This window comes from Acinetobacter sp. GG2, assembly GCF_000292385.1.
GTDB lineage: Bacteria > Pseudomonadota > Gammaproteobacteria > Pseudomonadales > Moraxellaceae > Acinetobacter > Acinetobacter seifertii.
On record NZ_ALOW01000040.1, the window covers coordinates 449,068 to 472,442 of the forward strand.

The 23,375-nt window shown below is 39.5% G+C and carries 18 protein-coding genes; 15 read left to right on the forward strand and 3 right to left on the reverse strand.

Going from position 1 to position 23,375, the window contains the following annotated elements; translation table 11 throughout:
• The 12 genes from B554_RS0118150 to mgrA all read left to right on the forward strand — a co-directional run bounded on the left by B554_RS0118150 (window position 1) and on the right by mgrA (window position 13,824).
• A complete protein-coding gene (locus B554_RS0118150) occupies window positions 1–1,197 on the forward strand; it encodes an LLM class flavin-dependent oxidoreductase (RefSeq protein ID WP_019459186.1) in 1,197 nt (398 codons plus the stop codon).
• Window positions 1,198–1,516: 319 nt separating this feature from the next.
• The gene (locus B554_RS0118155) at window positions 1,517–3,142 is read left to right on the forward strand and encodes an ABC transporter permease (RefSeq protein ID WP_029768032.1); all 1,626 of its coding nucleotides are present in this window, start codon (window positions 1,517–1,519) and stop codon (window positions 3,140–3,142) included.
• Between the two features lie 9 nt (window positions 3,143–3,151).
• On the forward strand, window positions 3,152–3,967 hold the full coding sequence (locus B554_RS0118160; protein WP_019459188.1) for an ABC transporter ATP-binding protein: 816 nt from the start codon (window positions 3,152–3,154) through the stop codon (window positions 3,965–3,967).
• Between the two features lie 12 nt (window positions 3,968–3,979).
• Window positions 3,980–4,822: an energy transducer TonB gene (locus tag B554_RS0118165; RefSeq protein ID WP_019459189.1), complete on the forward strand. Its 843-nt coding sequence runs from the start codon at window positions 3,980–3,982 to the stop codon at window positions 4,820–4,822.
• Window positions 4,823–4,858: 36 nt separating this feature from the next.
• Complete coding sequence (locus B554_RS0118170; RefSeq protein WP_019459190.1) at window positions 4,859–5,593, forward strand: MotA/TolQ/ExbB proton channel family protein; 735 nt, start codon at window positions 4,859–4,861, stop codon at window positions 5,591–5,593.
• On the forward strand, window positions 5,593–6,000 hold the full coding sequence (locus B554_RS0118175) for an ExbD/TolR family protein (RefSeq protein WP_019459191.1): 408 nt from the start codon (window positions 5,593–5,595) through the stop codon (window positions 5,998–6,000). The genes B554_RS0118170 and B554_RS0118175 overlap by 1 nt, the downstream gene beginning before the upstream one ends.
• A 156-nt stretch (window positions 6,001–6,156) precedes the next feature.
• Window positions 6,157–6,954: a Crp/Fnr family transcriptional regulator gene (locus tag B554_RS0118180; protein ID WP_019459192.1), complete on the forward strand. Its 798-nt coding sequence runs from the start codon at window positions 6,157–6,159 to the stop codon at window positions 6,952–6,954.
• Between the two features lie 119 nt (window positions 6,955–7,073).
• Entirely contained in the window at window positions 7,074–7,982 is a 909-nt protein-coding gene (locus B554_RS0118185; RefSeq protein WP_019459193.1) for a TauD/TfdA dioxygenase family protein, read from the forward strand.
• A 50-nt stretch (window positions 7,983–8,032) separates the two neighbouring features.
• Window positions 8,033–9,100, forward strand: coding sequence for an ABC transporter substrate-binding protein (locus tag B554_RS0118190; protein ID WP_019459194.1), 1,068 nt, complete (start codon window positions 8,033–8,035; stop codon window positions 9,098–9,100).
• A 128-nt stretch (window positions 9,101–9,228) separates the two neighbouring features.
• A complete protein-coding gene (locus tag B554_RS0118195; RefSeq protein ID WP_081400460.1) occupies window positions 9,229–11,424 on the forward strand; it encodes a TonB-dependent receptor in 2,196 nt (731 codons plus the stop codon).
• Window positions 11,425–11,485: 61 nt separating this feature from the next.
• A complete protein-coding gene (locus tag B554_RS0118200) occupies window positions 11,486–12,814 on the forward strand; it encodes an LLM class flavin-dependent oxidoreductase (protein ID WP_019459196.1) in 1,329 nt (442 codons plus the stop codon).
• Between the two features lie 11 nt (window positions 12,815–12,825).
• Window positions 12,826–13,824 carry an L-glyceraldehyde 3-phosphate reductase gene (gene mgrA / locus B554_RS0118205; RefSeq protein WP_019459197.1) on the forward strand — a complete coding sequence of 333 codons (999 nt, stop codon included), beginning with the start codon at window positions 12,826–12,828 and terminating at the stop codon, window positions 13,822–13,824.
• A 66-nt stretch (window positions 13,825–13,890) separates the two neighbouring features.
• On the opposite strand, the gene B554_RS0118210 is transcribed toward mgrA, so the two are convergent.
• From B554_RS0118210 to B554_RS0118220, 3 genes are all read right to left on the reverse strand, one after another.
• Window positions 13,891–16,380, reverse strand: a complete 2,490-nt coding sequence (locus B554_RS0118210) for a TonB-dependent receptor (protein ID WP_081400445.1) — start codon at window positions 16,378–16,380, stop codon at window positions 13,891–13,893.
• A 212-nt stretch (window positions 16,381–16,592) separates the two neighbouring features.
• Window positions 16,593–18,257, reverse strand: a complete 1,665-nt coding sequence (locus tag B554_RS0118215) for an arylsulfatase (protein WP_019459199.1) — start codon at window positions 18,255–18,257, stop codon at window positions 16,593–16,595.
• Between the two features lie 117 nt (window positions 18,258–18,374).
• Window positions 18,375–19,196 carry a Crp/Fnr family transcriptional regulator gene (locus B554_RS0118220; RefSeq protein ID WP_019459200.1) on the reverse strand — a complete coding sequence of 274 codons (822 nt, stop codon included), beginning with the start codon at window positions 19,194–19,196 and terminating at the stop codon, window positions 18,375–18,377.
• 221 nt (window positions 19,197–19,417) lie between these two features.
• Between B554_RS0118220 and B554_RS0118225 the strand changes: the two genes are divergently transcribed.
• The 3 genes from B554_RS0118225 to adeT1 all read left to right on the forward strand — a co-directional run bounded on the left by B554_RS0118225 (window position 19,418) and on the right by adeT1 (window position 23,357).
• On the forward strand, window positions 19,418–20,371 hold the full coding sequence (locus B554_RS0118225) for a TauD/TfdA dioxygenase family protein (protein WP_019459201.1): 954 nt from the start codon (window positions 19,418–19,420) through the stop codon (window positions 20,369–20,371).
• A gap of 72 nt (window positions 20,372–20,443) precedes the next feature.
• Window positions 20,444–21,544: an ABC transporter substrate-binding protein gene (locus tag B554_RS0118230; RefSeq protein ID WP_019459202.1), complete on the forward strand. Its 1,101-nt coding sequence runs from the start codon at window positions 20,444–20,446 to the stop codon at window positions 21,542–21,544.
• 817 nt (window positions 21,545–22,361) lie between these two features.
• Window positions 22,362–23,357 carry a putative multidrug efflux protein AdeT1 gene (gene adeT1 / locus B554_RS0118235; RefSeq protein ID WP_019459203.1) on the forward strand — a complete coding sequence of 332 codons (996 nt, stop codon included), beginning with the start codon at window positions 22,362–22,364 and terminating at the stop codon, window positions 23,355–23,357.
• Window positions 23,358–23,375: the final 18 nt, after the last annotated feature.

Consider the following 23,375-nt stretch of genomic DNA (forward strand, 5'->3'; position numbering starts at 1 on the left):
ATGGGAATTGAATTTTTTACACGTTTACCACTTCATGGCGAAACAGAATTTTTACCCGGTGACCCACGTAATCGTGGTGATTGGGCCAATATTGAAAATGTTGAAAATACCGGAGCGGTTTCGAACTATGAAGTAGGTGACGACTTTACCTATATTGATTACTTAAGTCAGGTAGCACGAGCAGCAGAAATTAATGGTTTTGCTGGTGCACTCATGGTAAACGCACCAACGGGTGAAGAGCCTTGGACAGTATGTTCATTGCTTGCAAGAGAAACCAAAAAACTTAACTTTGTGACTGCATTTCAAGCTTATCATTTTAGTCCCTATAATGCTGTACAAACTGCAGCAACGTATCAGCGTGCAACGGGTAATCGACTGGTTTGGAATATTATTAATGGCGGCTCGGAAGTAATCCAACGTCAAGTAGGCGATGACTTACCTCACGATGAACGTTATGCACGTGCTACTGAGTTCCTAGATGTTGTAAAAGGATATTGGAATAATCCTTCATTTCACTATAAAGGGAAGTACTATTCGGCAGAAGGCGGTGGTCTAAAATATCCACTGAATAAAGCAAGTCTTCCAATTATTTGCACAGCAGGTTCTTCGGAAGCTGCTCGTGAGTTTGGAGCAAAACATGCCGACTATTATTTAATGCGAGCTGAAAAACCAGAAGAAATTGCAGCATTGATTGCAGACGTACGTGCTCGTGCAAAAAAGTATGGTCGTGAAAATATAAAATTTGGTCTATCAATCGATACGATTGCTCGCCGTACTGAACAAGAAGCGTTGACAGAGGCACAGCGCTTTCTCGATGAAGCTGCTGAAAAGCAACGTTTACACGCGGCGGCAGCCCATGCGGGTTTACGTTCAGCGCGCGTATTAAGCTTCGAAAAAGAGTACGCCGAAAAAGATGGCAGTAAAAATGTCAGCGACTTTTTTATCCATCCAAATGTTTGGTCAGGGTTTGGATACATTGGTGTGCCACCAGGTGTTGCTTTGGTAGGGAGCTACCAACAGATTATTGAGCGTATTGAAGAATACAATAGCATTGGCATAGAGTTATTCTTCCTCGCAGGCTATCCACATCTTGAAGAGTCATATCGTCTTGGTGAACACGTTCTTCCGCACTTTAAAAAGCAACGTGCTCGATTACAGCCTACAGTAGCTAGCCCAGAATTTGATATTGCGCTTTAAAGTTTAAATGTTCTTTACATAAGCCTGATTAGTAAGCTAGTTGGGCTTTTTTAATTTTTTGTTCTTTATATACGTTTGATCTTTTATGAAAGGTCTATACAAGAATTCTTATCTTTATCTCTTATTTATAAATATAAATATTTTCTGATCTTTGTACCTGTGTAGACAGTTAAACAAAACATCTCTCTTTACACTCATACAGAGCATAACACCAAAGATGATCACAACACGTCTCATATTAGATCTGCATGACACGGATAAATGATCATCAGGTATACGTTTAGTTAAACATTCTGAGAGATCTATAACAGCAGAATGTATGGATATATATCGAGATATGAAAGAAATAATTTCGCAAAAAAACTCATCCGGCATTGTCTGGAAAAGTACCAAGAAACCATGGTTCATTTCTGTTGGGTATTTTAACTCGCTTGCGATCTATTGGATTGTACCTCTTTGTTTATTCTTACTGTGGTGGGTAGCGTCAAACGAGCAATGGATGCCTGCCCAAATTTTACCTACCCCAAAAGACACATGGCATTCTTTCGTTGAAATCGCATCTCAAGATCTATGGTCACAGCTTGCGATCAGTCTTGAGCGCTTTGGTCTTGGCCTATTGTCAGGTGTGTTAGGCGGCGTATTTCTAGGTGTTTTACTGGGTTATAGCCGCATTGCCGAACAATACCTATCTGCAACGTTTTATGCGTTGGTCATTATCCCAACATTGGCTTGGTTACCTTTGCTCATGATCTGGCTCGGCATCGAGAATAGTTTAAAAATTTTCATAATTTTTAAAGCCACGATGGTACCGATTGCCTTACATACTCAGGCAGGGGTACGTGACATTCAACCCAAACTCAAAGAAATGGCAGCAATCTTACAGTTTAATCGCCTAACCTTACTCACAAAACTTGTACTGCCAGCCACACTTCCATATTTCTTTACGGGTTTAAGACTAGCTGTTGCAGCAGGCTGGACGAGCTTAATTGCTGTTGAGTTGTTGGCTTCATCGGAAGGCATTGGATATTTGATGGTGACAGGCCGTCAGCTATTTCAGCTTGATATTGTTTTTGTCACGATTTTTGTTATTGCGTCTGTAGGAATTATTTTCGATTTTATCCTGCATCGAATTGAACGTAAGTTTGTGTTTTGGCCACATGCTGCTTTGAGTGCTCATACTTTTCATAAAAAAAACCGAACCGATGTTTTCAAATCATGGGTTTTACCTTTGAGTTTAGTCGTGCTTTGGGCAGTGAGCAGTTGGTTTAACTTGATTTCGAGTCAAATTTTGCCCGCGCCGTGGAAAATATTAGAGGCACTTTGGTCAGGTATTCAAGATTTCTCACTCACTACTGCCATGTATTACAGCCTTTATCGTGCAATTTTAGGTTTGATTATTGGCGGGTTAATTGGGGCATCAGTAGGAATTGTGGTAGGGCTATTTAAACCTATTGAAAATCTGTTGGCACCTACACTCAACACATTACGTCTCATTGCCATTTTTGCTTGGATTCCGCTACTGACAGCTTGGTTTGGGCTCGAAGATTTATCAAAAATTGTTTTCATTTCAATAGCGACATTTTTTCCAATGTTTATTGCGACATGGAAAGGCATGTCGAGCATTCCAATGCAGCTTGTTGAAGTCTCAAGCACCTTAAGAATGACATTGCTTCAACGCTTAACGCTTTTGATTTTACCGAGCATTGCACCCTCAATGTTTGCTGGATTTCGATTGGCCTTGCTCTATTCGTGGATGGCATCTTTTGGAGCTGAATACTTGATGGGCTCTGGAATTGGCATAGGTAGCTACATGATGGCTGCACAGCAAAACTTTGAAATGGACCGTGTAATAGCAGCAACCGTTTTGGTCGCTGGTTTAGGGGCGATTCTGGCATGGCTGGGCAAAATAACTGAAAACTACGCAACATCTTGGCGAAAAAATTGAGGTCAGACCATGACAATTACCCTTAATACAAATACTGAAAAACATCACCAATCTTTTCAATCTAATGCTCAAACACGTGTGGCATTTCACCATGTTCATAAGTCTTTTGTCGTCAATCAACAACCTGTCAAAGTCATTCACGACTTTAATCTAGAAATTAAAGAAGGCGAGTTTATTGCGATTGTAGGTAGCAGTGGTTGCGGTAAATCTACGCTCTTACGTCTTTTGGCTGGACTTGATCAAGATTTTGATGGTCGAATTTTAATTGATGGTGCCGATGTAAGCGGGATTGGTGGCGATCGAGCAGTAGTTTTTCAAGAACATCGCTTATTTCCTTGGCTTACCGTTGAGCAAAACATTGAGCTGGGTTTATTAAATGAGGCGTTAACTGCGCGCGATAAAGATATTCTGGTTCAGAAAGCAATTGAATTGATTGGTTTAAATGGCTTTGAAAAGGCCTACCCACACCAACTATCTGGTGGGATGTCTCAACGTGTAGCTATTGCTCGTAGTCTTGTGGTGCAACCACGTATTTTTCTGTTAGACGAACCGTTTGGTGCCTTGGACGCATTAACACGGCATCAAATGCAAAATGAATTACTTCGCATTCAATCTCAACAAAAAATGACCACTGTTTTTATTACGCATGATGTGGAAGAGGCCGTAACCCTGGCAGATCGTGTAGTGATTTTAAAACCTAAACCTGGTCGTGTTGAACAGATTATTCCCGTCAACTTGCCACGTCCTCGAAATCGTTCAAGTTTTGAATTGCATCAATTAAAAGAACAGATTTTTCGGATTTTGACCGAAGACAAAATTGGTTAATAGGAGTTATTGATGAGTGAATTTAGTCAAGGCTCGATTAGAAAAGCATTTTTATTTGAGCAATTATCCAATCAGGTCACCCATACAACGACGGTTAATGATCCTTTTAGCCATAACGTAGATGTTGAAATTGATACTGCTGAACCAAAAAAGAATGCTTTGGCAATTGCGATTGTCGCCGTTGCTGCGGCACATTTGGGAATCTGGTATATCGCCAAACAACTTCCTACACCTCAGCTTGATGTCAAAACACCTGATCCTGTGGTGATAGAGATTGTCAAACCGCCTGAACCACCTAAGGTGATTGAACCTAAAATCCCTCCAGTGGTGCAAAAGCCAAAGATACCGCCTGTTAGCCCAAAGCCTGAGCCTGTACAAAAGCAAATAGAGACACCAAAACCAGTACAGAAACACATTGAGCAGCCTAAACCTGTTGAACAGCATAAGGCACTAGAGCAACCACGACCTGTAGCGGAACCCTTAAGTAAAAACGTAGTGGCGGCTCCTGTTCAGCAACCCGTTTCAAAACCCGCTGAAGCACCTGTGAAAGCTGCTGATGACAACTTGCCTGTTACAGAGGCGAAAGGCTATGCGGGTTATTTGAGTAATCCAGCGCCTGAATATCCTGAACAGGCTCTTGATCGAGGTTGGGAAGGTTCAGTCATCTTAAGGGTAAAAGTCTTGCCAAATGGCAGCCCTGATAGCGTGACAGTCAAACAAAGCAGTGGCAAAAAAATACTCGATAGTGCAGCGGTGAGAACCGTAAAACAATGGAAATTTTCACCCGCCTTAAAAGGGAAAACACCAGTCGAAGGTTGGGTCGATGTTCCTATTCACTATCAACTCCCAAAATAATTTTTAACTTAATATTGATCTATAAGGAATTTTAACATGAGTGATATAAACTCCCTGATCCACGATGGGACTATCTGGTTATTGGTTGCTTTTTCGATTGTGACGTGGGGTTTGATTATAATTAAACTGGTTCAAACCCAAAAAGCTGACCGTCAAAGCAAAGCCTTTGCAGAAGAATTCTGGAGTGCCAAGAATCTGCAAGATGCGATTCAAAAATCGGAAGCAGGGCAAGGACCAGTGGCACGCATTGCAAATACTGGTTTTAAAACACTTGCCGATGCAGATGACGATACTCATCAAGATTTACAACATAGTTGGAGTCGTCAAGATTTACTTGAGCGTCATTTACGCAAACAAATTTTGTCTGAACGTCGCCAGTTAGAAAAAGGCTCTGCCTTGCTCGCATCTATTGGTAATAATGCACCTTTCATTGGGCTATTTGGTACAGTCTTTGGGATTATCCATGCTTTACAGGCCATTGCACATTCGGGTAATGCCAGTATGGATGTCGTTGCAGGGCCGATTGGTGAAGCGCTAGTTGCAACAGGCATCGGGATTGCGGTGGCTGTTCCAGCAGTACTGGCATATAACTATTTTGTGCGTAAAGTAAAAACTATTGGTGCAGAACTAGATGACTTTGCGACCGATTTTGTCAGCCTAAACCAAAAATCAGGTTTTCAGCTTAAGACCGTCAAGGCAAAAACAACAAATACGAGCACTCCAGCCAGCGAGTTAAGCCATACCCACAATAAAGAAAAGGTATATGCATAATGGCAATTTCAACATCAGAACAAGATGATGTCGTCAGCGAGATCAACATTACCCCTCTAGTGGACGTGATGTTGGTTCTGTTGATTGTGTTTATCGTCACGGCGCCCTTACTGACCAATACTGTTAAGGTAAACTTACCCAAAGCGGCACCAACACAGGTTACAGATCAGATCAAGGCTGTGGTTATTAGTGTTAATCCAAAAGGGGAAATTTATCTGGATAAAGATAAAGTCACTCTTGAACACTTCGAACAGGCCATTCAAACGCGTAAGGCAGCCAATCCTAAACTGGCTCTGAACCTGAATGCAGATGAGACGGTTCCTTATGGTACGGTTGCCAAGTTACTGGCCAGCATAGAACGAGTAGGCGTTGATAAACTATCAGTTATTACATCGCCTAAGTCTTAAGTTCTATCAAAATAAACAAGACGAAAGAAAATCAAGATCCAAATTTGAGATCTTGATTTTTATATAATTGTTTAATCTAAATTTATATTAAACTTGAATTTCACGATTAGGTTGTATGGTCTATTTTAGAGCTTCAATTTGATGGTGAGATGGCGAATGACAACACTTGTTTATAACGATAAAAGAAGAAATAACTATGATCATTTCTTAGATTTATTAGATCAAACTCATATCAATCGTTATCAAGATTTCAACATTACCTTTGAATATAAAAAACTGGCTGAACAAATGCTGTCAGAATGTGAATTCATGGACGCATGTTCGCTTGAAGAAAAGCAGAAGTTATTTAATGAAATTAAGATAAAGCATCTTTATCAAGGGCAAGTGCTATATTCGAGAAATCAAGACTGTCGTGAACTCATCATTGTGTTAAGTGGTGTACTCAAGTTAGGCTGGAATTCATACGATGGGAAATATCTTATTCATCGTTTTATTCCTACAGGCGCACTATTAAATATTGTCTATCTTATTTCTGAATCTGCGCTAGAGCATGAATATGTTGCACACGAAGCAACTGTGATTGCGACCATTCCAGAGCATATCTTTAAGCAAACCATACAGAACAATTCACGCATGCTATATCAGGTTTTAAAATTGGTATGCCAGAGAACACGGCTTTTAGACAATGATATCTATCACACCTCTACACAACCTTTAAAGGTACAAATTGCACGACAGCTCATCTATTTAATCGAATTTTTTTCGACCCAAACTCAAAAAGGTATTGAGGTTTTGTTAAAACTCTCACAAGAAAATTTAGCTGAACTTTTAAAAATATCGAGACAAAGTATCAGAAAGGAAATTCAGTGGTTTGTTGAAGAAGGCATTATAGAAACAAAATACAATCATATCTCTGTTAAAGACATCGACAAATTAAAAGCCTTACTGCACTAAAGAGATTATGACGAATTATGAATAATTTTTCATAAATGCAGAAATGCTATGTAATTTTTGTTGCAGAATTTAAAGGGGGTAATTTCTAAACTCATATCATCAATGATGAGAACGATGATATGGCAGATTTATTAATAAGAAAACCAGTGAGTGAGTTAATCGATGTGATCCCTTTAGCAGGTCGTATCGGTGCGCAAATTAATGGTGTTGAATTATCTTCACACCTTAACTCTGAGGTCTTGAATCAAATCAGGCAATCATTGCTTGAACATAAAGTTATTTTTTTCCGTAATCAGGAACATTTAACCGATCAAGAGCAGGAAAAGTTTGCCGAATTACTTGGGCAGCCTATTTCACATCCTACTGTTCCCGTGGCAGAGGGTTCGACTTATATATTTGAGCTTGATTCCCGTCATGACGGTCGTGCAGACGTTTGGCATACCGATGTCACTTTTGTTTCAAATTATCCAAAAATCAGCATTTTAAGAGCGGTAACTACTCCCAATCGAGGAGGCGATACCACATGGGCAAATACAGAAGCAGCCTATGATGAATTGCCTGAGCCATTAAAGCTCCTTGCCAATCAGCTCCGTGCGATTCACACCAATGATTTTGATTATGGTGGTTTTCGCCCTTCCGCAAGTGATGAAGTCGTAAAACGCCATCAAAAAATCTTTGCTTCAACGGTCTACGAGGCAGAACACCCATTGGTCAGAGTACATCCTGAAACAGGTAAACGAACCTTAATTTTAGGTCAATTTTTTAAACGTTTTGTAGGTCTGACTGCTAAAGAGTCCAACAAGCTGTTTGAAATTTTTCAAGATCGTATTACCAAACCAGAAAACACGATTCGCTGGACGTGGAAGGACGGAGATGTCGCTATTTGGGACAACCGTGCCACTCAGCATTTAGCCGTCAATGATTATGGTAATGCCTTGCGTATTATGCGACGCGTTACGTTGGCAGGCGATGTTCCTGTTGATATCGATGGCAAAGCGAGTAAGCAAATTAAGCCATCTACGTCTTAAGCATCTAAGCAATATAACGCTGATTTATCAATAAAAATGTGGAAAATATAATGAAACAATCAATTTTTAAGAAATTGATCTTGCTGAGCTTATTGGCTTTTGGACATGCCAGTTACGCTGAAAGCCTTAAAACAATCCGAATTGGTTCTCCTGATTTGACAGCTGGTCAAAAACACGCGGGTGGTGGAGTTGTTGATGTGCTTTACAACAAAAAATGGCTTGAGCAAGAACTTGCAAAAAACAATGTCAAAGTGGAATGGCATTTCTTTAAAGGTGCTGGGCCAGCCATTAATGAAGCATTGGCCAACAATCAACTGGATTTCGCCTTTTTAGGTGATTTACCTCCGATCATTGGTAAAGCCAATGGATTAGATACCCAATTACTTGTTCCAACAGCGCGCGGCATCACCAATTACCTAGCAGTAAGATCTGATCTTCCGATCAAAAATTTTGCTGAATTAAAAGGAAAACGCGTTGGTTTGTTAAGAGGAACAGCAGATGAATTGTCATTTGTAAGTGCATTGAACAGCCAAGGTTTAAAGCTCAGCGATGTACGAGTGGTCAATTTAGATTTTAATGCCGTCAACGCCGCTTTAGCCGCAAAAAAAATTGATGCGTCATGGGGACCTTCTCGATTTTTTGCGTTACGTGACAAACACATCGTTAACTTGCCTATCAGTAGTCGTCAGTTAAATGGTGCAGGATCTACTCAAGGTGTGTTTTTAGGTCGTCAATCTTTTATTCAACAACATCCAAATGAAACTCAACAAGTGGTAACTCAGGTTGTAAAAGGTCTGAATTGGCTCTCAAATGAGCAAAATCGAGTACCACAAGTCGCACTCTTTTTTACCCAATCTGGCTATCCGGCATCTATCTATGCTCAGGAACTCAATGGTGTAAATCTGAAGTTTTTATATTCACCGTTATTTGATGGCTATTACACCCAACAATTGCAGCAAAAAATCACTTTGGCTACGCAACAAGGGTTGATACGCAAAAATATTGACGTCAAAAGCTGGATTAATCCGTCATTTGTAAATCAAGCACTTGAACAATCAAATTTAAAGACTTACTGGAAGCCAACTCAGCAGTACGAATATTTGAAATCAGTGAAATAAGCATCGTCTTTTAAAACTTAATTATGGGGTAAATAATGTCGATACATTCGAGAAATGTAGCGCGTGATCCGTTCACGTCAGCAACTAAACAAAAAATTTTAAATTTAAGTCTGCTTTCGCTGAGTATCTTGTCAGTTTGGGGACAAGCTCATGCAGAAACAGTCTCAAATACCGCACGTTCTTCAGAGGATGTGGCTCAGTTAGAGACCGTAGTTGTGACAGCAACACGCCGTGAAGAATCACTCCAAAAAGTACCTGTTGCCGTTTCAGTCATTAGTGGCAAGGAACTCGATAAGCAACAGCGAAACTCACTTGAAACATTGGTAACACAAGTACCGAGTGTTAACTTTCGGGCAGGGGCTTCCAATAAGGATACTTCTTTATTTGTTCGCGGTATTGGAACTGTTACCACTTCACCAGGTGTTGAGCCTTCAGTCTCAACAGTGATAGACGGCGTTGTGTACAGCCGACCGGGGCAAGCAACACTTGATTTGTTAGATGTAGATCGCATTGAAGTCCTACGTGGTCCCCAAGGAACACTTTTTGGTAAAAATGCATCGGCAGGTGTAGTCAATATTGTGACCAAAAATCCAACCAGTGAAACCTCTGGTTATATTGATGCCTATGCCACTAACGATGGTGAACAACGAATTAAACTAGGAGCATCTGGTTCATTAATTCCTGAAAAATTAACTGCCAATGTCTCGGCGCTATTAGGTAATTTTGATGGCAATGTAGACAACCTTACAACCAATCAAGATGTTAATGGCTATAAAAATTATGGTTTTAGAACCAAATTTGAATATACGCCTACCGATAGTTTAGTGTTGGGCTTTACTGCCGATTATCTGCATAAAAAAGGAAGTGCTCCAACAGGTATTGTGGTTAAAAATACCGATGCCAACTATGCAGCAGCATTATCGCCTGTTGTGGCATCTCCAACCAATCGAAGTACAGTTGAAAATACTCAAGCGTCGACTGATGATACCAATCAGGGTGTAGCGCTTACCGCAGACTGGACATTAACCAATCATCAATTATCATCCATTACGGCCTTTCGCCAATGGAAAAACACACAAATTGGTGACAGTGATCAGCTTGCTGCTCCGACACCAAATTTTGCTGGAATTGCCGATTTAGGCCATGTTAACAGTAAGCAATTTTCTCAAGAGATTAGAATTAAACCGCTCGATCATGGTTTTTTTGATTATGTCGCGGGTCTATATTTTTCAAAGAACAAAAATGATGAGACTTATCAACGCGAGTCAACTTGGTACAACAATGCCTCTAATGCCTATGTCGTAGATTTTGGTAAGGCAATCTATAACACAGACAGCACCAACTATGCTGCATTTGGTGAAGGTACCTTTCATTTCACAAATCGGTTGAGATGGATTGCAGGCTTACGTGTTACTCGAGATGAGTTGTCTTATGATCACAGCCGAGTTTCAACTGTTCCAAGCAGTGTAGGTGTCCGAAATGCCATTCGTTCTTCATTTAGCAGTGATGGATCGACCAGTGAAACCGGAGTTTCAGGCCGCATTGGACCTCAATATGACTTTACACCAAATATATTGGGCTATTTTACCTATTCGAGAGGTTATAAAGGTCCTGCATATAACGTTTATTTTAATATGCAGCAAAATGATACACCTGTCATTGATCCTGAAACGGCTAACTCTTACGAACTTGGGCTCAAATCTCAATGGCTAAATAATCGTCTGCGCGTCAATGTGGCGTTATTTAACACTGATTATGATAACTATCAGGCAAATTTTAGAACCCTCGATCCAAATGGTTTCCCGATAACCCGCTTGGTTAATGCAGGAAGTGTCTCTACCTATGGGGCTGAAATTGATTCGGTATATAAGATTAATCCAAATTGGGCATTAAACTTTTCAGGTGCCTATACACATGCACGAATTGATGACTTCAAATGTCCGGCTGCCGATACATCGTGCCCAAATGTAAATGGTAAGCCGCTGCCATTTTCTCCAGATTGGAAATTTAATACTCAGCTCGATCGCTATTTTACTCTGGCAAATAACAAACAAATTGAACTTTCAACCCAATATGCATGGCAAAGCAAAGTTCAGTTCAGTCTCGACCAAAACCAAAACACCATTCAGGGTGCATATGGACTTTTGAACGCGAGTATCGCTTTAGCTGATACTGCTTCTGACTGGCGATTGGCATTGAATGTACGAAATATAACGGATAAATCATATGCGACCTTACTGAGCACAAATGGTAGCCGTATTACTCGTCAAGTCCCTAGAGATGATGAACGCTATTTTGGCATTTCATTCCGTAAAAATTTCTAAAAAGTATGTCTAGTACGCCTCGTTTTTAAGAGGTGTACACCCATCCATTGGACTGATTAAAATGAGTAATCCTTCGTCTACAAGAAAGCTTCACCTTAATTTATTTTTAGACGGTTATGGCCATCATTTGGCCAGTTGGAGACATCCAGCAAGTCAATTAAAATTGAGTCCCTATGAGCGCTACTTAAGTGCAGCAAAAATAGCTGAAGAAGGTAAATTTGATGCCATTTTTTTTGCTGATAGCTTAGCTGTTGATCCGGCAACTGCGACATCAGGCAAAATTCGCGGTAACGAGATTGAGCCCCTTACTTTACTTTCAGCAATCGCGACACAAACCCGGCATATTGGACTCATTGGAACAGCCACGACAACCTACAATGAACCATATCATCTCGCAAGAAAGTTTGCTTCTTTAGACCAGATTTCTGCTGGACGTGCAGGATGGAACCTCGTCACCACTGATTTTGCACTTGAAGCGAAAAATTTCAGTACAAAGGAACATGTCAAACATCAAGATCGCTATGCACGTGCTGAAGAATTTCACGATGTGGTAAAAGGACTTTGGAATAGTTGGGATGAGGATGCAGCTATTCATGATAAAGCCAGAGGTATTTTCTTTAATCCAGATAAGGTACACACGCTCAATCATTGCGGTGATATTTTTCAGGTAAAAGGTCCACTCAATATTAGCCCAAGCCCACAAACTCACCCGGTGGTGGTTCAGGCAGGCAGTTCAGAACGAGGCAAAAATCTGGCAGCTCGTACAGCAGATGTCATTTTTACTGCGCAATCTAACTTAGCCGCTGCACAGCAATTTTATAGCGATGTAAAACAACGTCTTGAAGGCTTTGATCGCCAAGAACATGAGTTAGTGGTCATGCCGGGTGTATATGTGCTTGTTGCTCATACACATGAAGAGGCCAAGAAACAACAACAGCTTTTAGATGAACTCGTTGATGATGACATTGGCCTTGGGCTTTTAGGGAGAATGTTGGGTAATTTTGATTTAAGCGGTGTTGATGTGAATCAGCCTTTAGGTTCCTTAGATTTATCTGAAACCCAAACGGGGCAGCAAAGTCGCCAGCAATTAATTCAGGCTCTCGGGCAAGAGCAGGGTCTAACCATTAAACAGCTCTATCAACGTATTGCATCGGGACGAGGGCATTTTTGTTTGGTTGGTACGCCAGAATATATCGCCGATCAGCTTGAAGAATGGTTCGTCAGTGGAGCAGCAGATGGATTTAACATTATGCCTGCCGTCATATCAAACGGAATTAGAGACTTTGTCGATCTGGTTATTCCTATCCTTCAACAGCGCAATTTATTCCGCAAAGAATACGAAGGTCAAACATTAAGACAAAACCTCGGCCTCTTGGCTACTGCCGAATAAAAGGACAAAGTATGTATCTCGCAAATTCAGAACGATATCAATCATTTCAATATCGAAAAATTAAAAATAGCGGTTTGGTATTACCTCCATTGTCACTTGGTTGCTGGCATAACTTTGGAGATGATACTCCAATTCAACAACAAAAATCGGTACTTTACACGGCGTTTGATCATGGAATTAATCATTTCGATCTAGCCAATAATTATGGAACACCCTTTGGAAGTGCAGAGAAAAATATTGGGCACTTTTTAAAAAATGACTTCAAGCCATATCGAGACGAACTTATTATTTCGACAAAGGCAGGCTGGGACATGTGGCCTGGACCTTATGGACAAGGTGGTAGCAGCCGAAAATACCTAATGGCTAGTCTTGATCAAAGCTTACAGCGACTGGGGCTTGATTATGTCGATATTTTTTATTCACATCGTTATGACCCAGAAACACCGCTTGAAGAAACAGCCAAGACACTTGCCGATATTGTGCAACAAGGTAAAGCACTCTATGTGGGGATTTCTTCTGGGTATACACCAGAGTTAACTTTACAGTTGATAGAATTGCTTAAGGCTTATCACGTTCCACTTACTTTGCATCAACCGATTTACAATTTTTTTGAACGTCAGATTGAGCAAGGTTTAACGGAGACTGATAAACAAGAGGGTTTTGGTGTAATTACATTCTCACCACTGGCTCAAGGCCTATTGGCTGGACGATATCTGAATGGTGTACCTGAAGATTCACGTATCGGGCGTGGTAGTCGCTATTTACAGTCAGAGCACCTCGTTGCATTGAAGCTACAGCAAATACAGCAGTTAAATGAAATAGCAAAGCGTCGAGACCAAACATTGGCTCAATTGTCATTGTCATGGGTTTTACGAGATGAACGCATTACATCGACAATCATCGGTGCTAGTCGCCCCGAACAGATCATCGAAAACTTAAAAGCATTGCAAAACACGGTGTTTAGTGCAGATGAGCTGACTCAGATTGACGCTATTCTAAATACGCCATAACTCTATACAAAATTTGCAGCATGGTTTTGAAGGAGCCAATGCTGCAATTTCTGTGCATTTTATTTATTAAAAGCTAAGTTTCACGGTTGCACCGATGGTACGAGGCTGACCTAAACTAGCGAGAACAATACCATTAGAAGAATTCCATGTATTGGTCACATAGGTTTCATTGGTGAGGTTTTTTACCCATAGCGCAACATCCAGTTCATTTTCACCAATATGATGTCGGGCACCTAGACTCGCATTTGTTAATCCATAGGCTTTAATAACACTGTACGGGTTATTATCTAAAGAGCCATATGACCAATCTCGCCAAGCATAACTTCCTGAAACATAGGGCTGCCAGTTATTGTGCTCAGCTAAGTCATAACGGAAATTGAAATTTGCAATCCACTTCGGTACGCCATATACACGTTCTCCAGACAGATCTTGTGTATTTACGCCTGTTGGAATACTGATATTGGATGGAGCTGGGGCATTTTTATATTCTGTATAAGTGGTATCGTTAAGCGAACCATTAAAGTTAAGTGTAAGACGACGAATAGGCTGATAGGTTGCATCGAGTTCAATCCCTCGGCTGCGTACTTTACCTGCATTTGCCAACACACTCACGACAGAGTTACCGACTTGTTCATAGCTTGTGGTTTGATAGTCAGAAACATCAATCCAGAATATATTGCTATTGAGCTGTAAGGTATTATTAAGAAAATTTTGTTTTAGTCCAATTTCATAGTTATCTGCTTTTTCAGGATCAACCTTTAACGAGTTAGCACCCGCTGCTGGTGCAGAACCAATGCTTAGGTTAAAGCCACCAGATTTCTCGCCGTGTGAATACGTTGCATAGGCCAGTGTGCTCGGATTTACCCGATAGCTGCCAGTCAGTAAGCCAGAGTAACTTAAACCATGTTGCTTCAGTTCGCCTGAGTCGTATGCGCCAAGCTGGGCATTTAGTAAATTACGCTCTGCCGCACTTAAACCCGAAACTGGAGTACCCCCAATAGGGGCGGTTCTATAGATACTGGCAGATTTATCTTCATAGGTGACTCGTGCACCTGTGGTGATGTCTAACTTCGGTGTCGCATGCCATGTACTTTGACCAAATAGTGCTGAGCTTTTTGTCTCAGTTGTTCCATATGAATACGAATCTCGATTATTCAAAATATTCGATTGACCATTTGCTATTAAGGTTCTTACGCTCGGTACGTTATAAAGATAGAATGCGTCAGCCGTATCTCCATATAAAGAGAAAGTCGTATTGTCTAACTGTTGCTGAAAGTAATATAGGCCCGTTACCCAATCCACTTTTTGATTTCCAGCAGAGGTTAGGCGTAGCTCTTGAGAATACTGTTTATCTCGAACCGAAACACCGGCATTCGTCAATGCATTTGAACTAATAAAATCACTATTGGTTGGAGTGAAGTTCCAAAAGCGGTATGCACTAATCGACGTAATTTTTTTACCGCTATCTAGCGACCAATTGGCTTCTGCCGATCCACCACCTTGCTCAACAGACATGTGTTGTGGGGCATCTGAATGAATCTGTTTATCTTTCCAGTTGGTATAAAGATTTTTAGCACCTGACTGTGTGGCATTTTCTAAGTAACGATTGTAGTTATTGCCATATACGGTACTGTTAAACGTTGGCCCAGCGTAGTACACGACCATCGCGCCTTGATCGTCATCTTGTTTGTTGTAATCTGCAATTAGACGTAAATTAAAATTCTCTTGCGGTTTCCAGAGAATTTGACCGCGGACACCTTCGCGATCTGTATTGTTATAATCTTTACCATTATAGGTGTTATCAATAAAACCATCCTGAGTGGTTTTATAAAATGAGAGTCGGCCTGCTACATTTTCGGATAGAGCATCTGAAAACGTTCCTTTAGCCTGCAAATAATTGCGTGAACCAAAAGAAATTTCAGCAGAATGGTCTGGGTCGAAGGTAGGCTGTTTTGAGCTAATATTTAATAAGCCCGCCGTAGTATTTTTACCAAATAATGTCCCTTGTGGCCCGCGTAATAATTCGAGTTGAGCAATATCTAATAAATCAAATACAGCCATGCCGGGGCGACCTAAGTAAACATTGTCCAGATAGACCCCAACACTAGCTTCCAAACCATCACTAGCTGGGTTATTACCCAAACCCCGAACCGCTACACTCGATTGACGAGGGTTTAAGAAAGCAACATTAAGGCTGGGTAGGGCTTGTTGTAGATCTTCAAGTTTACTGAGTTTTTGTGTTTCCAGTGTTTTAGCACTTAAAATACTAATCGGTGTTGGAACATTTTGTGCTTTTTCTTCACGTCTTCGTGTAGTCACAATAACATCTGCAAGCTGAATGACATCATCTGCTTTACTGTTTGACTTTGAATTTGACGTACTGGCTTCCGTTACCGCTGTACCTGAAGTAGCGGAAGTGTCCTCGGCATAGACAATAGATGAATATCCTGCACACCCTATAAGTGAAATAAACAGACTTTGCGTGATTTTATTTAAAACTAATCTTTTTCTCTTGAAGTGAAAGGTGTGCTTTTGAACTGACATTAATGACTCCATTTTGTGTTTTCTTTGTGATGATTTTAATTTTTATGTAATTGAACACTGTCATTATCAGTACAAACTTAAGTTTATATTTTGATGATCTTATCTTTATATTTAATAGTAATTTTTTAAACATAGGCCTTTTAAAATACTGTTCAGGCAACAAATATAAAAGCCAGCATTGGGTGCTGGCTTAGTTCAATCTACAGACTAATTTCTTCGTTATTTTATGCTTCAAACGGTTCTAGCTGATCATTTTGTAATAATCTTCGTTGTTGCACATTTTCAATCACACCATTTTCTTTGACATAAGTTGCCCATTCTTTGAGTAATTCATCGAGCTTTTCTGGATATTGTTTTGCCAAATCCTGAGTTTCGCCTTTATCATCTTTAAGGTTATATAGCTGCCAGCGATTTGGACCATTTGGCGCAGGGATGAACAGCGCTTTCCATTCCCCTTTGCGCAGAGCCTTTTGACCAAATAACTCCCAGCCTGTGACATGATCTTCACTGTGAATATGGTCTTGTTGTACTTGTAAATACGGCAAGATCGAACGTCCACGGAGGGGTACCAATTGACGACCTTTATACACCTGACCAGGATGCTGAATATTTAAATAATCCAGTAGGGTTGGTAGTAAATCCATGACCGTCAAAAACTCGTGACTGATCTGGTTTTGGCGTTTAAACCCTGCGTAATGAATGAAAGAAACGGTTCTAATTCCACCTTCGCTAGTATGTGCTTTATATAGACGGGCAGGAGCGGTGGCTGCTTGTGCCCAATGTTCTCCGTACCAAACATAAGAGTTTGCTCGTCCAATATTATCAATACTGTTGTCGTAATATTGCTCGATAATTTCATTAAGTTGACCGCCAAAGACGGGTAGAGCTTCAAGTTGAGCACCTTCTGCACCATTGTCTGATAGAAAAATAACAATAGTATTGTCTAATTCCCCTCGATCTTTGAGGTATTCCACCACACGTCCAACGTTTTGATCCATACGATCTACCATGGCCGCATAGACTTCCATAATTCTTGAAGACTTATCACGTTGCTCTTGAGTAAGATTTTCCCAGAATGGAGTTCTAGCGAGGACAGGGTGAATCGTTGTTTCCGCATCTACCAATTGAAGTTGCTTGAGTTTCTCAAGGCGCTGTTCACGCAATTTAACGGGGCCATCTGCATAACGTCCTTTATATCGATCGATATCTTCCTGAGGTGCCTGTAAGGGCCAGTGCGGTGCAGAGAAAGGTAAGTATGCAAAAAAAGGACGTCCTTGGCGTGCTTCATCATCTTGTAAAAAGTCTAGAAGGCGAGTGGTAAAATAATCTGATGAATAAAACCCTTGAGGCAGTTCTTCCGAAAACTCATCATCTTCTGCATAGAGCCCTTTTGTTGACTTAAGTAAGCGTGGAATTTGCTCTTCTGGAATATCCGCTTCAAATAGATAATGATTGGCTGCGCCAGGTAGTAGTGCAAAAGAACGTTCAAATCCTTTTTGAATTGGAAAATATTCTGGTTTTAGACCTAAGTGCCATTTCCCAGACATTATGGTGTAGTAACCCGCATCTTTTAATAATTCTGGTAATGCGGCAACTTTGTTATTTAATACACCTTCGTAGCCTTCTTTACCTTCTAGTTCTGGGGTGAGGGCCTCTGCCATGGTCCCTAAACCAGCTAAATGATGGTCAGTGCCTGAAAGTAACATCGCACGAGTAGGGGAGCAGGTTGACGCCGTATGAAAATTAGTCAGCCTTAAGCCGTTTAATGCTAATTCATTCAAATGAGGTGTATTGATTTCTCCGCCAAAAGCACCTAAATCTGAAAAGCCTAAATCATCTGCCACAATCAATAAAATATTAGGTTGTTTTTTGATATTTACATCTGTCATGTTTTATCCAACAAAGCGACTAAAACGCTTAGTGTAAATATGACAAATTTTTATTCTGTTTCTATTGCGACAGTTATCTCCTCATAAAATCATATCATTATGACAAAAGCAGATATATCAAAGAAACTTAGTGGTACTGTTGAACTGATGAGTCTGAGCAATATCGCTTAGTTTTTCAAAGTCCAAAATAAAGATTTGATTGTATTTAACCTCAATGATGTTTTGGTTTGAAAGCGCTGCTAGTTCTTTATTAATGCTTTGTCTTGAGGTCTGCAAAAGTTCTGCCAGATTTTCCTGACTCAATTTGAGATTCAGTAAAATTTTATCTTTGTCCTGATAGGAATGATAATCCACTAGAAAAACTAGTTTTTTAGCGAGACGAGTTTGCAATGTTTCAGTTGAATAAATGAAATTTTGTTCACGATTTAGCTGTGTTCTTACACAGATTAATTTCAACACCATAAACAAAGCATCTGCGTTATTTCTGATGACATCCATAAACAATTGGCCAGGAAGGTTGGCAATTACCGTTCTACCTTGTGCAATGTGGTCGTGAAGTAGGAGTTGACCCGTTACGATCGGAACAATATTGATTAATGTACCTGAGGGCACAAAAATATCGGTGTGATATTTACCTTGCGATGTGCTCCAGCCAAGTTTAAGCGCGCCTTCAAGCAAAATATTGATATCAGTGCACGGATCATTTTGATTGTATATCGTTTGATTATGATAATACTTTCTTATTTTTAAATGCTGAATAAGCGTAGATTTCTCTGTATTAGATAAAGATTGAATAACCTGATAGTTTTCTAAAATACGAATACTTTTATGAATAAATTCATTCGTTATAATTTGATGATCCGAAGATTGTCCGCCGTCAAAATCATTCTGATATTTTGAGATAGGATTCCTGAACTCGATAATTGATGATGCTTTCATGATAAATCAGAGATATAAACTAAGATTTTAAACAGCTTATCAGAGTTAAAATTTATTCAAATTTCAAAAAAATATAATTTCATATTTAATTTTCATATGTGCGTGTTATTAATTATTTAAATATCAAAATAATTTTTTACGTGATGGATTGTCTCTGAAATAACAGAATAAGCCGCCGTTTCTGATAAACATTCAGTCATATATTACGACAGGAAATTAACATGACAACATTTATTCAGAAACCAGCACAACAACTACAAGTTAAAAAATTAACTGGTCGAATTGGGGCTGAAATATCAGGCATTCATTTAAGCTCTGAGCTTGATTCATCCACAGTTCAGTTTATACACGATGCGCTATTAGAGCATAAAGTACTCTTCTTTCGTGGCCAGCAACATTTGGGGGACACGGAACAAGAAAAATTTGCAGAATTATTTGGATCACCCGTTAAACATCCAACAGTACCAGCAGTGGATGGCACAGATTTTATTTTTGAACTTGACTCACAAAAAGGTGCACGAGCTAACTCTTGGCATACTGATGTCACTTTTGTCGATGCTTATCCTAAAATTAGTATCTTGAGAAGCCTAATCATCCCTGAAACAGGTGGTGATACAACTTGGGCAAATACTGAAACTGCTTATGAGGATCTTCCTGAGCTTTTACAGCAATTTGCTGAGCAATTGGTAGCTGTACATTCAAATGAATATGATTATGGTGGACCAAAACAAAATGTTGAGCCGGAACAGCTCGAAAGACTGAAGAAAATTTTTGTATCTACCAAGTATGAGACAGAGCATCCAGTAGTCGTAGTACATCCAGAAACTGGCAAGAAAAGCCTCTTACTTGGACATTTTTTCAAAAGACTTGTGGGATTTAGTCAAAGTGATTCGCAGCTTTTATTTAATATTTTACAAGAAAAAGTAACGCGACCAGAAAATACAGTGCGTTGGCAATGGCAGGAAGGAGATGTGGTGATTTGGGATAATCGCTCTACACAGCACTATGCAGTTAACGATTATGGCGATCAACATCGCGTTGTACGCCGAATTACACTTGCCGGTGAAGTAACGACTGGTGTACATGGCTTAAAAGGTAAAACCACATTACCCAAAGATTTATCAGAAGAACAACTCGAAAAAGCCAAGCTTCATGCTGTTTTAAATGCCAACTAAAGACTATTTTAAACATGCAAAACGTCACTGTCGTTAAGCAGTGACGTTGTATATGTTGTTGAGAAAAACGATATGGCCACACTATCAAAACGCAATCGATTTATCTGGATTATTCCTGCACTTATTTTTGTCGCTTTGCTACTGTTTATTTTCAAACCATCTTCATCAGCACCATCAAAAACAACAAATCAGACTGAAAACATTGTAAAAATTAGAATTGCTGTACCTGATCTAAGCAGTAGTGAAAAACACAGCACCGGCACACCATTAGTTGATTATATTTATTTAAATCAGTTACTTGAAAAAGAATTCGCAAAGAAAAATATTCAGGTTGAATGGCAATTTTTTAAAGGTGCAGGGCCTGTAATTAATGAAGCTTTGGCTAATAAACAATTAGATTTTGCTTTTTTAGGTGACTTAGCAGCCATTATTGGTAAATCGAATCAAATCGATACCATGTTACTGGTAGCAACTGGTCGGCACATAGATGCTTATTTGGGTGTTTTGCCAAATAAAGGATATACCAGTCTCGAACAGTTAAAAGGCAAACGAATAGCAATTTTTCAAGGAACTGCTATGCAATTATCGTTTGATCAATATATTGAGCGATATGGCTTTACTGAAAAAGATTTCCGCATTATTAATTTGGATCCTGCTGCGGCCAATGCAGCACTTGCAGCTAAGCAAATTGATGCCAGCTGGGGTTTAATGCCAATTCTAGCGCTTAAACAGCAGAAAATTGTAGAAGTTCCTCTGAGTACTGGGCAGAGACAAGATGGAGCTGGCACAATTCAATCAGGTTTGGTGGGTCGTAGTGAGTTTATTAAACAACATCCTGAAATTGTCCAAACATTGGTCAATACGGTTTTACAATCAGCACATTGGGTTTCACAACCTGAAAACCGCGATAATGCCATTCAACTTGTTACTAAAAATGCAGGATTACCAACGGAACTCTATGCATTGAGCCTACAAGACAAAGCCTTAAAAACAGTTTTTTCGCCACTTTTGGATGAATATTATCTAGGGCATCTACAAGAAGGTGTACAGACTGCATTAAAGGCCAAACTGATAAAACGCGATGTTGATGTAAAACAATGGCAAAATGCTGAGTTTGTTGAACGAGGGATTCAACAGTTGAATTACGTCAATTATTGGAACTCATCAAAATAAAATGATTAAATTAATTTAGCTGTGCAAAAAGACCTTAACAAAGGTCTTTTTTATAAATTGCATAATACGCATCTAAAATAATTAATGATTTTTTGTTGAGGCAACAAGTATAGCTAAACGTACAGCAGCAGAATCAAAGACTTAATAGTGAATTATATAACTGTTCGCATAATGTATATTATGTTAAATAAGATATGTAGAAACCTACCTATATATGACTTTGGCTACTCTACGTTGCTGCTGCGCCGTTTATTGTTTGCTGCGGTCAATTATTAAGCTTGTGTCTCTGTCTGCTGAGCCTTCACGCTCTTGATTACCTTTGGCATAACCCTATTTCTAATCTTAGCCGGAATAATTCTCTAGGCAACCTTCTACAAAATGTAATTACACTTTTATATTTGCCCTAGCGAGCTGATCGACTCACTACATCCTAAATTCATGATCTGTATTTGTGGTTACTGGATACCTAGAGATTATTTTGCTAAATCGCCTTTTGGCTCCTAAAGTTATTAATTTGCTTAGGCTAAATTGCAATACACAAAAAATTTTTTATCTTATTGAAATTTATATAAATATTTTAAAAACCCTCTTTACATGCTCTTAAAAACTGATATAGTACGTGTGTGCAGCTATTCTTTAAATTTAACTCACTGATAATGCTCAAATTATTTAAGCCATAGCTAAATCACAAAAAAATAAGATCCAACTCAAAGCTGTCTTTTGACTTCTTCACTAAATATTTTCCTTGAAATGCCATATCTAATCTACGTCAGACTCATAAAATAATTTTTATAATTTAAATAATGGATAATTAAATATGGATTGTTTTAAAACTATTTTATTGATTACAAGTGCCTGTTTAACCACAACTCTTTATGCCAAACAACAAGTAGTCTGTGTTTTTGACCCAATTGGTAAGTCAGGAGATGCTTTTGCTTTAGCAAAGGATTATGCTCTTGAAGCCAAAAATTGGGGAGCTGATCTATCTTTAAAAGCATATGTTGATGAACGTGTTGCGGCTGAAGACTTAAAAGTTGGGAAATGTGATGGCGCTATTATTAGCGGTTTACGTGGGCGTCAATTTAATAAATATACAGGATCTTTAGATGCTGTTGGCGCATTAACAAATATGAAAACCGCAATTAATGCCTATAAGCTGTTGTCATCACCCATGGCCTCAAAAAACATGGTGGTAGGCCCTTACGAAATTGCAGGTTTAGGGACTATTGGCCCTGCATATTTATTTGTAAATGATAGAAGTATCAATACACTCGCTAAAGCTGCCGGTAAGAAAATTGGAGTATTTAAATATGATGAAGCTCAACCAAAGCTTGTGCAACAGGTTGGCGGTCAGGCTGTATCGGTAGACGTCACCAACGCTGGCGCAAAGTTTAATAACCATGAAATTGATATTGTGCCCGCTCCTATTGTGGCATTTAAACCTTTTGAGCTATACAAAGGTTTAGGTGAAAAAGGAGCTATCGTTCGTTTTCCTTTGACTCAAATTTCAGCCAACTTCATTATTCGTAAAGACCAATTTCCAGCGGGTTTTGGGCAAAAGTCTCGAACTTGGGTAGCCAGCCAACTAAACAGAACGTTTGGCGTTATTGCTAAATATGAAAGTGATATTCCTTCAAAATACTGGATGGATATTCCTAAAAATGAACAATTAAACTATATGAAAATGATGCGTGAAGCACGTATACAGCTAACCAAAGCAGGTATTTACGACCCTAAAATGATGAATTTTTTGAAAAAGGTAAGATGTAAAGAAAACCCAAGTAATTTTGAATGTGCGTTAAATGATGAATAAATTAAGCAAATTTCTTCT

Excerpts from the sequence above, each read along its gene's own strand:
- B554_RS0118150 (WP_019459186.1), top strand. The coding sequence starts at position 1 with ATGGGAATTGAATTTTTTACACGTTTACCACTTCATGGCGAAACAGAA.
- B554_RS0118155 (WP_029768032.1), top strand. The coding sequence starts at position 1,517 with ATGGATATATATCGAGATATGAAAGAAATAATTTCGCAAAAAAACTCA.
- B554_RS0118160 (WP_019459188.1), top strand. The coding sequence starts at position 3,152 with ATGACAATTACCCTTAATACAAATACTGAAAAACATCACCAATCTTTT.
- B554_RS0118165 (WP_019459189.1), top strand. The coding sequence starts at position 3,980 with ATGAGTGAATTTAGTCAAGGCTCGATTAGAAAAGCATTTTTATTTGAG.
- B554_RS0118170 (WP_019459190.1), top strand. The coding sequence starts at position 4,859 with ATGAGTGATATAAACTCCCTGATCCACGATGGGACTATCTGGTTATTG.
- B554_RS0118175 (WP_019459191.1), top strand. The coding sequence starts at position 5,593 with ATGGCAATTTCAACATCAGAACAAGATGATGTCGTCAGCGAGATCAAC.
- B554_RS0118180 (WP_019459192.1), top strand. The coding sequence starts at position 6,157 with ATGACAACACTTGTTTATAACGATAAAAGAAGAAATAACTATGATCAT.
- B554_RS0118185 (WP_019459193.1), top strand. The coding sequence starts at position 7,074 with ATGGCAGATTTATTAATAAGAAAACCAGTGAGTGAGTTAATCGATGTG.
- B554_RS0118190 (WP_019459194.1), top strand. The coding sequence starts at position 8,033 with ATGAAACAATCAATTTTTAAGAAATTGATCTTGCTGAGCTTATTGGCT.
- B554_RS0118200 (WP_019459196.1), top strand. The coding sequence starts at position 11,486 with ATGAGTAATCCTTCGTCTACAAGAAAGCTTCACCTTAATTTATTTTTA.
- mgrA (WP_019459197.1), top strand. The coding sequence starts at position 12,826 with ATGTATCTCGCAAATTCAGAACGATATCAATCATTTCAATATCGAAAA.
- B554_RS0118210 (WP_081400445.1), bottom strand. The coding sequence starts at position 16,380 with ATGGAGTCATTAATGTCAGTTCAAAAGCACACCTTTCACTTCAAGAGA.
- B554_RS0118215 (WP_019459199.1), bottom strand. The coding sequence starts at position 18,257 with ATGACAGATGTAAATATCAAAAAACAACCTAATATTTTATTGATTGTG.
- B554_RS0118220 (WP_019459200.1), bottom strand. The coding sequence starts at position 19,196 with ATGAAAGCATCATCAATTATCGAGTTCAGGAATCCTATCTCAAAATAT.
- B554_RS0118225 (WP_019459201.1), top strand. The coding sequence starts at position 19,418 with ATGACAACATTTATTCAGAAACCAGCACAACAACTACAAGTTAAAAAA.
- B554_RS0118230 (WP_019459202.1), top strand. The coding sequence starts at position 20,444 with ATGGCCACACTATCAAAACGCAATCGATTTATCTGGATTATTCCTGCA.
- adeT1 (WP_019459203.1), top strand. The coding sequence starts at position 22,362 with ATGGATTGTTTTAAAACTATTTTATTGATTACAAGTGCCTGTTTAACC.